Source organism: Caballeronia sp. LjRoot29 (genome assembly GCF_964252755.1).
Taxonomy (GTDB): Bacteria; Pseudomonadota; Gammaproteobacteria; order Burkholderiales; family Burkholderiaceae; genus Caballeronia.
Genome location: NZ_CAXUPU020000030.1, coordinates 26,125 through 40,513, shown reverse-complemented (window position 1 = coordinate 40,513; position 14,389 = coordinate 26,125). Strand labels below are relative to the sequence as shown.

General features: G+C 59.2%; 9 protein-coding genes and 2 pseudogenes. 3 read left to right on the top strand and 8 right to left on the bottom strand.

All coding sequences use genetic code 11. From position 1 onward, the window contains the following. Positions 1-20: 20 nt before the first annotated feature. Positions 21-911 (bottom strand): LysR family transcriptional regulator, encoded by an 891-nt coding sequence (locus ACSQ83_RS26675; RefSeq protein ID WP_436230221.1) that lies wholly within the window; start codon positions 909-911, stop codon positions 21-23. Positions 912-1,067: 156 nt separating this feature from the next. On the opposite strand from ACSQ83_RS26675, the gene dld reads away from it, so the two are divergent. Beyond that, on the top strand, positions 1,068-2,837 hold the full coding sequence (gene dld / locus ACSQ83_RS26670) for a D-lactate dehydrogenase (RefSeq protein WP_436230220.1): 1,770 nt from the start codon (positions 1,068-1,070) through the stop codon (positions 2,835-2,837). Between the two features lie 32 nt (positions 2,838-2,869). Here dld and ACSQ83_RS26665 read toward each other — a convergent pair whose 3' ends face one another. After that, positions 2,870-4,375 carry a catalase gene (locus ACSQ83_RS26665; RefSeq protein WP_436230258.1) on the bottom strand — a complete coding sequence of 502 codons (1,506 nt, stop codon included), beginning with the start codon at positions 4,373-4,375 and terminating at the stop codon, positions 2,870-2,872. 357 nt (positions 4,376-4,732) lie between these two features. Here ACSQ83_RS26665 and ACSQ83_RS26660 point away from each other — a divergent pair, with 357 nt between their 5' ends. Then, the gene (locus tag ACSQ83_RS26660) at positions 4,733-5,620 is read left to right on the top strand and encodes an oxidoreductase (RefSeq protein WP_436230219.1); all 888 of its coding nucleotides are present in this window, start codon (positions 4,733-4,735) and stop codon (positions 5,618-5,620) included. Next, positions 5,621-6,664 (top strand): AraC family transcriptional regulator ligand-binding domain-containing protein, encoded by a 1,044-nt coding sequence (locus ACSQ83_RS26655; protein WP_436230218.1) that lies wholly within the window; start codon positions 5,621-5,623, stop codon positions 6,662-6,664. It begins immediately after the preceding gene. 197 nt (positions 6,665-6,861) lie between these two features. Here ACSQ83_RS26655 and ACSQ83_RS26650 read toward each other — a convergent pair whose 3' ends face one another. The 6 genes and pseudogenes from ACSQ83_RS26650 to ACSQ83_RS26625 all read right to left on the bottom strand — a co-directional run bounded on the left by ACSQ83_RS26650 (position 6,862) and on the right by ACSQ83_RS26625 (position 14,379). After that, complete coding sequence (locus ACSQ83_RS26650) at positions 6,862-7,089, bottom strand: hypothetical protein (RefSeq protein ID WP_436230217.1); 228 nt, start codon at positions 7,087-7,089, stop codon at positions 6,862-6,864. A 2-nt stretch (positions 7,090-7,091) separates the two neighbouring features. Beyond that, positions 7,092-8,507, bottom strand: a pseudogene (locus ACSQ83_RS26645) (YeiH family protein). A gap of 320 nt (positions 8,508-8,827) precedes the next feature. Next, positions 8,828-10,180, bottom strand: a complete 1,353-nt coding sequence (locus ACSQ83_RS26640; protein WP_414950459.1) for a TAXI family TRAP transporter solute-binding subunit — start codon at positions 10,178-10,180, stop codon at positions 8,828-8,830. Between the two features lie 183 nt (positions 10,181-10,363). Further along, positions 10,364-10,942: a peroxidase-related enzyme gene (locus tag ACSQ83_RS26635; protein WP_436230216.1), complete on the bottom strand. Its 579-nt coding sequence runs from the start codon at positions 10,940-10,942 to the stop codon at positions 10,364-10,366. After that, positions 10,939-12,794, bottom strand: a pseudogene (locus tag ACSQ83_RS26630) (acyl-CoA thioester hydrolase/BAAT C-terminal domain-containing protein). Before ACSQ83_RS26630 ends, ACSQ83_RS26635 begins: the two are co-directional and overlap by 4 nt. Before the next feature lie 7 nt (positions 12,795-12,801). Further along, on the bottom strand, positions 12,802-14,379 hold the full coding sequence (locus tag ACSQ83_RS26625) for an ABC transporter substrate-binding protein (protein ID WP_436230215.1): 1,578 nt from the start codon (positions 14,377-14,379) through the stop codon (positions 12,802-12,804). Positions 14,380-14,389 lie beyond the last annotated feature (10 nt).

The window sequence follows — 14,389 nt, the reverse complement described above, 5'->3', positions numbered from 1 at the left end:
TTGGCTTGCGCGTTCAGCAGTCAGCGGACCGCTCGCTGCTGCCGCAAAATCTTCACAAAGTTCAGCACTGTCGGTGACTTTTCGCGCGACCGATGGATCAACGCGATACCGGTCGAAAGCGGCTTCCCCTGCAGCGCGTGATACGACACGCCTTCAACCTGGATCTGCCGGATCGACGCGGGAACCACGGCAACGCCGAATCCCGCCGCAACCAGATTCGCCGCCGACGATATCTGCGGCGACTCCATTCCTATCGAGGGCGCGAAGCCGGCTTCGCGGCATGCACTGATGATCGAGTCGTATAGATCCGGACCGATCGGCCGCGGAAAGAGAATGAACGGATCGTCCGCAAGGTTTGCCAGATCAACGTGCCGTCGCCGGTTCAAGCGGTGATTCGCCGGCAGTACCGCCAACATGTCTTCATCGACAAGCGGCTCGACGATCAGATCCCGGCAGTTCAACGGCATGCGCACCAGGGCGGCGTCGATTTGCCGCTCGGCGACCCGGTCGAGCAACAGCGAGCTATTGCTCTCCTCACAACTGATCGCGACGTGCTCATAGGCATGCCGATACTTCTGCATCGTTGCCGCGACCTTGGGATGAAACACAGTAGAACCCGCGAAACCGAGCGATAGACGTCCCGTCTCTCCACGTCCCGCGTTCTGTACTTCAACGAATGCCTGCTGCGCGTCCTCGACAATGCGCCGCGCGCTCTCGCGAAAGAGCCGTCCGGCTTCGGTCAATTCCACGCGGCGTGGATGCCTGACAAAGAGCTGTGTGCCGATCTCCCGTTCGAGCTTCAGGATCTGCTGGCTCAAGGGAGGCTGGGCAATGCCCAGATGCGCGGCAGCATCGGTGAAATGCAGGTGCTCGGCCACGGCGAGGAAGTAACGCAACTGACGAAATTCCATATTTTTTTCGTCTCCAAAAAGCATCTTCAAGATATTGGACTAATGACCCGCCTGATTTTAACCTTTGCTTCAACCTGATGCGCCAAGAGGCCGCACGCTAAGCGGCTAGACGAAGTGGCTGCGCGTCACGCTTAAATTTTTCCTCAGGAGAATTCGATGTCAGCAACGCGCGCACCCCTGGCCACTCTTCCGGCCGACTCGGCCCATAGGTTGATTGCGGATCTTCGCGACATCGTCGGCGAGAAGCACACCCTGACGGATGACAGCGCAACCCGCCGCTACCGCACGGGTTTTCGGTTTGGCGCAGGCAAGGCGCTCGCGGTGGTATGTCCCGGCACGATTGTCGAACAATGGAAGGTGCTGCAGGCGTGCATCGCGACGAATGTGATTGTCATCGCGCAAGCGTCGAACACGGGGCTCACGGGTGGTTCGACACCCGATGGCGACGACTATGATCGGGACATCGTGATCGTCAGCACGAGCCGCATGAAGAAAGTGTACGTGATCAACGACGGCAAGCAGGTCGTCTGCCTTCCCGGGGCCACGCTCGACCAGCTGGAAAGAATGCTGAAGCCCCTTGGCCGCGAGCCGCATTCGGTGATTGGCTCAAGCTGTATAGGCGCGTCAGTATTCGGCGGTGTCTGCAACAACTCGGGCGGTGCATTGGTGCATCGCGGCCCGGCGTACACGGAAATGGCGGTATTCGCGCAGGTCGATGCGGCAGGCCGGCTCAGCCTCGTCAATCATCTGGGAATCGATCTCGGCGAAACGCCCGACAGCATCCTTGCCCGGCTTGAGCGCGGCGAGTTTTCGGAAGCCGATATCCGGCACGATGCAGGCGCTGGATCGGACCACGGCTACGCGACTCACGTGCGCGAGATCGATGCCGATACCCCCGCGCGCTTCAATGCAGACCCACAGCGTCTCCATGAAGCGTCAGGCTCGGCCGGCAAGGTGATGGTGTTCGCGGTACGGCTCGACACGTTTCCGATTGAGCAGAACGCGAAGGTTTTTTATATCGGCACGAACCGGCCCGACGAGCTCACCGAGATCCGCCGTCACGCGTTACACGAATTCAAACACCTGCCGATCTCGGGGGAATACCTTCATCGTGACGCCTTTAATATTGCTGAGGAGTACGGCAAAGATACCTTTCTTGCAATCAATTATCTTGGCACGTCGCGGCTGCCTGCGCTGTTCGGCCTAAAAAGCCGTTTCGATGCGCTGTTCGATCGCCTCGGCTTTTTTCCTTCGCATTTCACCGATCGCGTCATGCAGGCTGCGAGCCGGCTGTTTCCAAGCCATCTGCCGCCGCGCATGAAACAGTACCGTGACAAGTACGAGCATCACCTGATGCTTAAGGTGACGGCAGAAAGTGTCGAAGAAACGTGCGCTTTTCTCTCAAGCTATTTCCAAAGCGAAAGCGCGACGGGCGGTTATTTCGAATGCACCGAGGAAGAGGGCAACAAAGCCTTCTTGCATCGCTTTGCTGCCGCCGGCGCCGCGGTCCGCTATCGCGCCGTGCACAGCCGGGAAGTGGAGAACATCGTTGCACTCGACGTTGCACTGCGCCGCAACGATCGCGACTGGATCGAGACGCTGCCGCCCGATATTGAAGAGACGATCTCTATCAAGCTGTATTACGGCCACTTCCTGTGCCATGTGTTCCATCAGGATTACATCGTCAAGAAGGGCAACGACTGCCTCGAAGTCGAACACAAGATGTGGACGCTGCTGGACCGCCGGGGTGCAGAATATCCGGCGGAACATAACGTTGGTCATCTGTACCATGCGAAGCCCCAGCTTGCGGCCTTCTATCAAAAGCTCGACCCTTGCAACTGTTTCAACCCGGGGATCGGACAGATGTCGAAGTTCGCGAAGTATCGGGAAGTGGAGGCCGAGGCGAGTCGCATCAACTTCGAATGACTCAGATGCGACAAGCCGGCAAACGAGGTGGTTCAGGACAACCGCTTTTCCAGCGCTTCGATTGCTTTAGCTACGCCCTCACCATATTTCGGGTCGGCCATTTTGCAATGCCCGATATGGAGTTGCTGAACAGGCGCTGACACGCCTTTCATCGCGCGCGCGGTATTGTCGAACAGCGCCTGTTGTTGTTCCGCGGTCATGCTGCGGAATAAATTGCCAGGCTGAGAGTAGTAGTCGTCATCGACGCGGTGATTCCAGTGGTCAGCCGCGCCCTCAAGCGACAGCGGAGGCTCACGGAAATCGGGTTGCTCCTGCCACTCGCCGCGAGTGTTTGGCTCATAGGGCGTGGCGCCGCCCGTATTCGCATCGACACGCATCACGCCATCACGGTGATAGCTGTGGACGTAACGGGCGCCGCGCGGCGCATTCACGGGTATTTGATGGTAATTGACGCTCAGGCGGTAGCGTTGAGCATCCCCGTAGGCGAAGAGTCGTCCTTGAAGCATTTTGTCGGGTGAGAAGCTGATGCCTGGAACCACATTGGCCGGCGAAAAGGCGGCTTGTTCAACGTCGGCGAAATGATTTTCCGGATTGCGGTTCAACTCCATCACGCCGACATCGATCAGTGGGTAATCGCTCTTGGGCCAGACCTTTGTCAGATCGAACGGATTGAGATGGTAACTGGCTGCATCTTTTTCCGGCATGATCTGGATCGACAGCGTCCACCTCGGAAAATCGCCGCGTTCGATTGATTCATACAGATCGCGATGGTGCGTCTCACGATCGCGTCCTGCGGCAGCTTCAGCTTCTGCATCGGTCAGGTTCGCAATGCCTTGCTGCGTCCGAAAATGGAACTTTACCCAGAAGCGTTCGTTCGCTGCGTTGATGAAGCTGTAGGTGTGACTGCCGAAACCGTGCATATGCCGGAAGGTTTTTGGCAGACCGCGATCGCTCATTACTATGGTGACCTGATGCAGCGCTTCGGGAAGCTGTGTCCAAAAGTCCCAATTGTTTTCCGCGCTGCGCAAGCCGGTGCGAGGGTCGCGCTTGATCGCGTGATTCAGATCGGGAAACTTCAGCGGATCGCGCAGGAAAAACACGGGAGTGTTGTTTCCAACAAGATCCCAGTTGCCTTGTTCCGTGTAGAACTTCATGGAGAAGCCGCGAATGTCGCGCTCCGCGTCGGCCGCGCCCCGTTCTCCCGCTACCGTCGAGAAACGCGTGAACATTTCGGTCGTCTTTCCGACTTCTGAAAAAATACTGGCCTTGGTGTATCGGGTGATGTCATGCGTGACGGTGAAGGTACCAAACGCACCGGATCCCTTGGCGTGCATGCGCCGTTCGGGAATGACCTCTCGGTCAAAATGCGCCAGTTTTTCGAGGAACCATACGTCCTCGAGTAATGCAGGACCACGCGGTCCCGCTGTTTTTATGTTCTGGTTATCTGCGACCGGCGCACCAAATGCAGTGGTTAATTTGTTCACGATAGATCCTGAGAGGGTTAGCGTTGCTTGAGTCGAGGCAAAAGCTCCATGCATCCTGTCGACTGATAGCAATGCGATCGCTTGGTTGAAACTTAGTATGCGATCCCGTCTTGAGCACGACAACGCCGCACTTACGGCGAATACTGCCAACCATACGATGAGTTCTGCCACTGCCCTGTCTGCGTGTTGCCGACAGAGGCCTGGACGAACCTTAAGAGGATCCGGCTTGGGTTCCTAACCCGATTGCGCCATGTGGAACGCTGTCATGTGTGCTTGCCCCGTTCAGCCTTCTTACCCGACCGGCGCCCTCAAAGTTGGCACAATCGGATTAGAGATCTGCTCGCAACGCTCCTAAGATTTGTCCATCGCATCCACTTCGGCTGCAAGGTTCATCTCACAGGAGTTCATCGCATGTCTTCAGTCTGGCTCATCACAGGAAGTTCACGTGGCCTCGGCCGTGCATTGGCGGAAGCGGTGCTTGCCGCTGGACATCGTCTCGTTGCGACCGCACGGAATCCGGCAGATCTCGCACCGCTTGTCGAACAATACGGCGACAAGGTGCGGGCAGTATCGTTAGATGTAACCGATCCGGTATCGGCCCGGGCAGCAATCAAGGAGGCGGTCGATGCTTTCGGGCAGCTCGATGTGCTGGTCAACAACGCCGGTTACGGGAATGTCGCTTCGATCGAGGAGGGCGATGACGATGACTTCCGTGCGCAGATCGAGACGAACTTCTTTGGCGTGGCGAATGTCACACGCGCTGCTATCCCTGTCATGCGCGGCCAGGGAGCGGGCCACATCCTGCAGATTTCCTCTATTGGCGGTCGTGCTGGTTCACCCGGTCTTGCCGCTTATCAGTCTGCAAAGTGGGCAGTGGAGGGATATTCCGAAGTCCTCGCAAAAGAAGTCGGACCGCTTGGGATCAAGGTCACGATCGTTGAACCTGGTGGCTTCCGTACGGACTGGGCCGGCTCGTCGATGTCGGTGGTCCAGCCAGGAGAGGCTTATCGTGAATCCATTGGTGCCTTCCTGGCGTTTCGTGAACTCGTCAAGCCAATCGGCGACCCGAAGAAGGCCGCGCTTGCAATCTTGAAGATCGCGGGTCTTGAAACACCCCCGCTGCGGCTGCTGTTGGGAACAGATGCAGTGATGATTGCCAGCATGGTCAATAAGGCTCAAGCTGCGGGTGACGCGCAGTGGAAGGACTTAAGTCTGTCAACCGATGCGGACGACGCGGACATCGAGGCGCTCGTTTCGTTGTTGAAAAAGATTGGCTTAACTCAGGAGCGGGCGGCGTAAATGGCGACGAAACCCAATGTGCGCGTTCAGTCCGACACAGTGCCGCTTAGCGTAGCGCTTCTGGCCCGCCTTGACGCCCTTGGGATCGATGTTGCCCGTGTGCTCGAGATAGCCCGCGTGCCACAGCCGACGTCGTCGGTTGCGGTTCTTCACCTCGATACACAGCATTTTTTCGCGGTATGGGCGGCAATCGGAGAGGTGAGTGCGGACGAGGAGATTGGTATTCGCATTGGCAGTGAGGCGTTTGAAGGCAAACTCGATTTGGCGTCCCTGTGCGCGCTGCATTCGCGGGACCTATCGGATGCGTTCAGGAAACTCTCCCGTTACAAGCGTCTCACCTGCCCGGAGGATGTCCGGGTGGACGTGACTGAGGGCGAAGCTGCCGTTACGTTTCACTGGCTTCTTGCGGATGCATCTGCACCGGATCTGCTTGTTGACGCTATTTTTGCATCCACCGTCAAGTTGGCAGGACGGGCTTCCGGTGGGGCGATTACGCCGAAGCGCATAGAGCTGGCCCGTCGAACGAAGGGGCAAAAGCGCCTTGCACGTCATTTCAAATGCGACATAAGATTCGATGCACCGACAGATGCGCTCGTCTTTTCATCGACCGATATGAAGACGCCATTCATCACGCATGACGAGAGCCTGGTTCATGAACTAGTGCCTGGACTGGATGCGGAGCTTGCGTCTATCTCAAAGCACGAATCGTTCGATGGACAAGTCGACGCGGCGCTTCTTCGCGGAATGCGTGGACAGCGGCCAAGCGTTGAAACGCTTGCGGCGGAACTCGCCGTCAGTCCGCGAACGCTGCAGCGGCGACTCGCTCAGAATGGAACCTACTATCAGGAACGGCTTGACGCGGTGAGGCAGCGCGTCGCTCATCGATTGCTGGCGAATACCAACCTGGATCTTGGCGAGATAGCTTGGTTCCTGGGCTTCGAGGAGTTGAATTCCTTTTCTCGTAGTTTCAATCAGTGGGAAGGTGTCACGCCGCATCGTTGGCGTATTCAGAAAACCGGTACTGAACCTACGCTGGCGTCATAAAAGCGACCGGTCTTTTCCTGATCGATCCAATAGGAAATTAGCCTTTGAATTTAATCAGGTATGCTGATGATGCCAGATGCCATTCGAATTTTTCCGGATCAGTGGCTGGCAAAGATCGGGGAAGAGCGCTCAAGTGAGCTTCGGCCATTCACAGCGGCGGCGCTAGATACGCTGACCTGAAGCCGCCTGATGCGCTGCTACGAAGCAGTTGCCTCGAATTCAACGCACGAATCGCCCGGCGATATCAACTGATCGTGGCGTCGGCAAAGACGCGTCTCCCCCACGCTTGCGCCGAATCCCGAACTGAACGAAGTCAGTCCGGGAATCATCGCTTCGAGTACATGACGGTCTTGTTCGCAATGCCGGCAAGCCGCGCACACTGCGCGGTTCGCAACAGCGTCATCACGCTTGACGGCATGGTTCATGTTCATTGTCCAAGCGAGGCCCAGTACGCGCCGAACACATGCACTGAGAGGAGGTAGCCAATCACCACGTTCACAGCAACGCCCGCCGTGAAAGCAATGAAAGGCTTCGCGCCCGTCGCGGACAAACTACCGAGTCGTGTGGTCAAGCCGATGCTCAAGAAGCAGAAGGTGAACGCCCACGTGCGCAAGGCGGTGATCGGTGCGACGAAGGCTGGCGTCACCACGCTACGGTATTCGGTCAGCGTGTAATGGCTGCCGATCCACGTAACCAGCGCCGAAGCAATCAGGAAGCCGATCACGAACTTCGGAAAACGCGTCCAGATTTCGCGCGCGGTCGTCTGCGTTTTCACGGCGCCGGGTTCGTCGCGATCCCAGCGCGTTGTAGCGACAATCGCGAGCACGAATGCCCAGATGCCGATCCAGATGTCGCGCCCGACGACCTTCATCAGCGTGAACGCTTGCAGCGACGCCTCGGGTGCACCGGCGATCACGCTGCCGGCATGCTTCGCCAGATCGCCGTATGCCTGTGCGGCGGCAATGCCGGCGGCATCTGCGAATTCCGATGTCCCGATCCACGCACCGGCCACACCCGTCGGCAATCCGAGCGCACGCGACACGAATGGCAACGCGAACACCATCACGATGGCCCAGACCACCACAAGCGTGATGGCCACCGACGCTTGTTCGCGCTTCGCTCGCACTGCGCCCGCAATGGCGATGGCAGCCGACACGCCGCACACCGCACCGCCCACGCCGAGCACGGCAGCAAAACGCTTGTCCAGTCCGAGCGCACGGCCGACCAGGAAGATCACGAAGAAGGTGACCAGCGACACAACGGTCGCCTGCCCGACCGCAACAGGACCCGCCCACACGAGCAGCGTGAAGGGCAGCGTTGCGCCGAGCAGCACGATACCCACCTTGATATAAAACTCGACCCGCAACGCAGGCACAAGCCATGCAGGAAGCCGCGTCAGGTTCGAGACAATCAAGCCGAGCGCGAGGGCGATCAACGGCGGCTCGAGGTTGTATGTCGATGAACTGGTCCAGGCGCCGGCGATAAAGATCAGTGTCGACACCACGAACACTACAAGAAAGCCCGGCAGGAACAGTGCTATCCGCTGCCCGAGTGCGGCCACTGCGACGCCGAACAGAACGGCAAAGACGATAAAGAGTGCGATGTAGTTCGAGAGGTGATGTCCCAGGTCCCTCGCGGCCTGGGAGACGCTCGACTACTTGGCGGGGGCGACTGCCAGCCACTTGATGCTCGTGCCCGAAGCAAACAGTAAGTACGCGATCACGATGATCGCCAGACCGATCCAGACGGCCCACCAATCTTCAGTCTTAAAGGGACCGCTGCTGGACCGGTCGGGGCGGTGTTCGGCTTCGTAAGCAGGTGGTGTGGTGGATGTATCGCTCATGGTCGCCCCGACATTGTTATGAAGCAGGTGCGCGCGAGCACGGACGGCGCTCGCTACGTCCACCGGCATGGAGACTGAAGATGTTTGCGTGGTTCGTGGGGAGCGCCTGTTTTGGGCACGGCCGCAACGGCCCCATGCTGTTGCGTGCACCGCAATGCATGGAGTTCCACGATCGGATTATTGGCAGGCATGGGCGACATGCGCCAATATCGATTCGCTATTTCTAAATCCGAAATTGTGTATTAGGGCGGGTGCTTCGTTCTCCGACGGTTCTCGGACTGAGGCCGCTGCTCATCCTTTGCGGGAATGAAACCCGTACCCTACGCGTGCGCTTTCTGACGCGACGCCTCGCTCAAATGCGCGCGCACGAACCCGATGTGTTCGCGAAGGACGTAAAAAGCATCGGCATGCGCGAGTGGCATCCGCACGGTATTAAGAGACTCTTCGATCTGATCGAGTTCGGCCACGAGCGCGTTTCGCTCCTCCTCCGTCGAGCTGTCCAGCACGCTGCGCTCGATGGCGATCAGCGCACCGTAATACCGATAGATCCGCGATCTCACGCGCCACGCATACAGTGCAGGGATCAGCCGCAAGACCGGAATCAGCAACACGGCGACGGGCAGCAGCAGAACCAGTATCCGGTCTGCAATGCTGGCGAGCCAGAAGGGCAGCACGCGATAGAGGAAACTCTTGCCCGACTTGTAGTAGCGCGTGGCCTCTTCGCTGATGGGGTATTCGCGGGCAATCGGACTGGGAAATTGCCCGGCGTTTTGCAGCAGCCCCGGCATCCCGTGGACTTCCTGGGCCGCTTCGATGATCAGATCCGATATGGCCGGGTGCAGGTTTTGCCGTGCGAGGATTTCGACGGTCGGGCCGATCAGATGCAAGGTCTGCGGAGGTATCTTGCGCCGGAGATCGAGCACGCCGGTCGGCAGGTCGATTTCGTCCAGAGACGGAAAGAGCCGCGTGTAAGCGCTTGCTTCCGCGAAATCCATCACGGAGATTCCCGGGATGCCCAGCAGCCTCAGCATCAATCCGCGCGTGGTCGAATCGCCGTTGAGCATGGCAGCATCAACGTTGCCGCTCACCAGTTGCTTGGCCGCGTCCATGCCGTCGAGCGGTACGAGTTGAGTGTCGCCGCCCGGGGCTATGCCGTTGGCCTCGAGCAGGCTGAGCGACAACCGGCGGGTGCCACTGCCTTCGCGGCCTATCGCGATTCTCTTGCCCTCCAGGTCCGACAACTGCGTCAGCCCCTTGCCACGATAAAACACCACGAGAGGAACGTAAAAGACGCTACCAAGCGACATAAGCGATGACCTGGCCGCCGCATCCGATACACCGCCCTGAACCAGCGCAAGATCGACATGGCTCTTGGGGTCCATCAGTCGTTGCAGGTTCTGCACCGATCCATCCGATTGAAGCACTTTGAGGGTCACGCCATTGCGGGCCAGGATCTTCTTGTACTCGTCGGCGGTATGCAGGAGCGCGCTGTCTTCAGGACCCGCGCTGATCGTGATGGTTCTGGGAGGAGCCGGGTCGGCCAGCCACACGATCAAGCCGATCAGGACAATGAAAAATAACGCGAAGGGTGCGGACGTCAGCGAGAGGTCACGCCAGGCCACATGAGAGTGGTCGTGCAGAAGACGCGGCGGATGCGGACGATGTTGTTTCATGAGACCCCGTGGGAAAAGCCTCACACTTTTAGGAATGACACCAAGCCGTGGGCAGACAGTGCTCAAACAGAGCAAGGTCTATGCCTTAACGAATATCCGCAGGATACCCCAGCAGAAATCCCGGTGCGTCGAATACCAGGATCACTGCCGTCAATTCAGAGGAGTCAGTCAAACCCGGTCCGTTCATCCAACCGGTTCGCCGAGGTTGAGCATCAGGCGGTTGGCCCACGCGAAAATGGCGATGGAATGAATCAGGTCGAGGATCTCGTCGTCGCTCAAACCAACCTCTCGCAGCGCCCGCAACTGTGCAGGTTCAACCTGACCCGGCGTCAGCGTCAGGTCGATGGACGCCAGCACGATCGCCTTCTCGCGTGGCGACGTTCCAGCGGTTGCCGGGTCGTTAAAAACCTGTTCAATCACATCGTCGCGTTTCGCCAGTTGCTCAAAACGCTGCGCATGCACGGACGCGCAATACACACAGCCATTGACCCGCGAAACAACTGTTGATGCTAACTCGCGCTCCGCACGCGGCAAGCCGCCCGGTGCATACATGATGGCGTTGAAGGCCGCCGAGCGCTGACGCAGGATTTCCGGCTGATGCACGAGGAACAGGTAATAGTCGGATTCCTTCGCCTTCGGATGACTTTCTTCCAGCACGGTGATCTGCTCGGGGGAGGCATCGGCGAGTTCTACGACGTCCAGCCATGCGTCCCATCCCAGCACGCGATTGGTGAAGCCCTGCGCTTCAATTAACCGGCTCATGCTGCCTCCGTTGCTTTCAAGACCTGCAGCGCGCGCAAACCGGCCGTCAGGCGAATCTGATATGAGAGAAAGGCGATTAGCTGCGCAAGCGCGACCACGGCGGGTGTCGGAATGCCGGTGGCGGGCAATTGTTCGAGCGCGGTTTTATCGCCGTCTATGGGTGACTGGATCAGCGTGCGCGTGAAGATGAGCATCGCGCGCAAGCGAGGTTCTTGAGCGTCGATCGATCCTTGTGCGATCTGATCGATCACGGCGCGGTCCGCGTTGATCGAAGCAAGCCGTTCCGCATAATGTGTCGCTAACGCGGGGGCATTCGACAACGTGCACGCATATAACGCCACAAGCAAGCGGTCACTCAGCGACAGATCCGGCAGCGCGGGATCGAATAAAGCGTCGGAGCTGCGCTGCGTGGCGGCGGCGACCTTGTCGCGTTTATGTCGCGTTAGGTAAGCCGCTGATCCGGGTGTGAGGCCCGCAATCCGGTCGACAATATCGGTGCTGAGGTCGTAGGTGTCTGTCATGGTTGCTCCTGCCTCAAAGAATTGTGGGCGCCTTGTGATGCGCGAGAATTGACGGCTGCGCCGAGAAAAGCCAGCACTTCGCGCCACGATGATTCATCGGCGCGTGCGTTCGCCGCCGGCTCGCCGCCGCCCGTGCTGATGCGTCCGGACACGGGATGCGCATAGACAAGTTGCGTGGTCGGCACGTACGGAAAAACGATTGCGTGGCCGGCGTTATCGAAGTCGAGATGACGCACCGGGTACGCATGCTTCTCCCGTTCGAGCCGATCCACGACCATGCGTGAATAGTCGGAGGAGGGCCACGAACCGTCGTCGGTAGCGGAGAGCAGCAACACCGGGCCATCGGTCTTTTCGACGTGAATCCGCGCCCGCTCCACCGCTTCGTGGTCGAGTAATGCCGTCCGGATTGCGCGTTCGTGGCGATGCGGCGGCGGGCCATCGTCGAAAGGTTTCCAGCTGGCCGTGCGGTTGTTTTCCCACAAGTGCGGCAGGGGCTTGCCGTCGAGCAGCCAGGTCGGACCCTCGCGACCGGTTGCGGGATCGGCGGCGTTCTGCGCGCTATGAATGACCGCGCCGGGCACATAGCCAATCACTGCCTTGACACGATCCGGATACGTCGCGCCGAGCAGTAACGCGAGTTCACCACCGCGCGATTGCCCGCTCACTGCAATGAAGCCAGAGGCCGGTTGCAACTCGCGCGCGATCCAGTCGAGCGCGCGGCGAAAGTATTCGAGTGGCGTATTGGAGATGTAGTCGGACAGCCCAGGCGTCTTGAAGTAACCGAGTGCGAGGGCCGCGTATCCGCGCGATGCGTAAAGCGCGCCGCGCGGTTCATTGATGCCACCACCCGATCCGTTCAGCACGAGCACCGCGGGATGAGGCCCAGGTGTTGCCGGCAGGAACACCGTGCCCACACAGCCGTCAACGCGCATGTCGCGCCGTTCCACACCGGGCGCCATCAGCCGCTGGATGAGCAGCGTCGCGCTCAACACCTGTCCGCGTTCATCGATCACTTCGATGCAGGTCGATAACGCGTCCGAGACATCGGCGGGAAACACCTCGCGGTTGCCTGCAACGACCGGAACCTGCGACCAGATGAGCCCCATCGCCGATACACCGCTGTAGTCGCCTTCAACCGGCGCATCCCGGGCAAGGTCGATGACGCCGTGGTCATCCGCTCGAAAGATCGCGCGGCTGGTCCAGACCGCGCCTGCGCCGCGCACGGTCTGTGTGCGAAGCGTCAGCAATGAGCCTGCGCGCGCGCCGCTCACTGCAATGCGCCGGGCGATATCGATCAGATCATCGCCGGGTGTCGCCGTGATATCGATCATGTCGGCCTCAATTGCCGCTGCGCGTAACCATCATCGCGGTCGTCCGGTCGCTTACTATCGGCGTCACATTCAGGCCTTTCTTCGCGGCCCAGATGTTCTCGTAGTGAAAGAGCGGAATGATGCCCACGTCGTCACTCACGACCTTCACCGACTGACGCAAGATGGCTTCGCGTTTGGTGGCATCGAACTCGGCGGTGGCAGCGTCGAGAGCGTGGTCAACGGCCGGGCTGCTATAGCGGCCCCAGTTCGATGAACCAATGCCCTTTTTCGCATCGACGGTGCCCAGAATGTTGACGAGCGCGTAGCTCGCTTCGCCCGTGCCGTTGCCCCAGGCAATCATGCTCATCGCAAACTCGTTCTTGTTCGCGCGGCTGGCGTAACTGGCCCACGGCATCACTTCGACTTTCGTCTTCACGCCAATGCGCGTCCAGAATTGCGCCACGGCCTGTGCTGTTTCAGGTGCTTGCGGATAACGATCGTTAGGCACGCTGAGCGTCAGTTGGAAGCCATCCGGAAAGCCCGCTTCGGCCAACAGTTTCTTTGCCTGGGCCGGGTCGTTGGGAATGTCCTTCACGTCCGGGTTATAGCCGAAGGTCTTGGCCGGCATCCACTGGTTGGCGACCGTTGCCGCGCCTTGAAGGATGCGGTCGGTGATGGCAGGGCGATTGATTGCGAGCGACAACGCGCGGCGCACGCGCACATCGAGCAGCGGGTTCTTGGCTAATGGCTTACCGGCATTGTCCGTAATGTACGAGCTCGGTCCTTCACGGAAACTCGGTTGCAGTATCAACACACGCAAGCCCGGATAGGCGAACACGGATACCTTTGGCGACTGTTTGAGACGCGGCAGGTCGGAGACGGAGACCTTGTCGATCATATCTACGTCACCCGACAGCAGGGCCGCCGTGCGAGCTGCGGCGTTGCTTACGTAGCGGTAGTTCACCTTGTCCCAGATCGGCTTGACGCCCCAATAAGCATCGTTACGCGCCATCACTACGCGATCTCCGGGCGTATACGAAACGAACTTGTAGGGCCCTGAGCCGATCATTGCGCGGCCGGAATTGTAGTCCTCCGTCGTCGACTTTTCGCCTATATGTTTACTCACAATATGAACCGATGTCAGGTTCAGCGGCAGGTCCGGCGTCGGCGAACTGGTCTTGATGATGAGCGTGTATGGATCGGGTGCAGTAACGGACGCGATGGTTCGCAGATATCCCGCGAACGTGGCGATCGTCCCCGGCACATTGCGGGCTCGCTGATACGAAAAGATCACGTCGTCCGCAGTGAATGGCGTACCGTCCTGCCACTTGACATCATGGCGCAGCTTGAATTCCCATGTGTCGTTGCCGGTCGATTTCCAGCTTGTCGCAAGGCCGGGCGCGAGCACGTTGTTGTGATTCTCGACCAGCAGATCCCAGAAGTGCAGGTCGACGGAGCGGTCGCCCGCATAGTTGTTCAGTTGCGGATCGAGCGACGAGAGCGGATCGGCGAACGCAACGTTGAGCGTCTGCGCCGACGCGCCCGTGCTGAACAATGCGGCGCTGGCGAGCGTGGCGGCCAGCGTGGAAAGGATCAAGCGGTTCACGATGCAATTC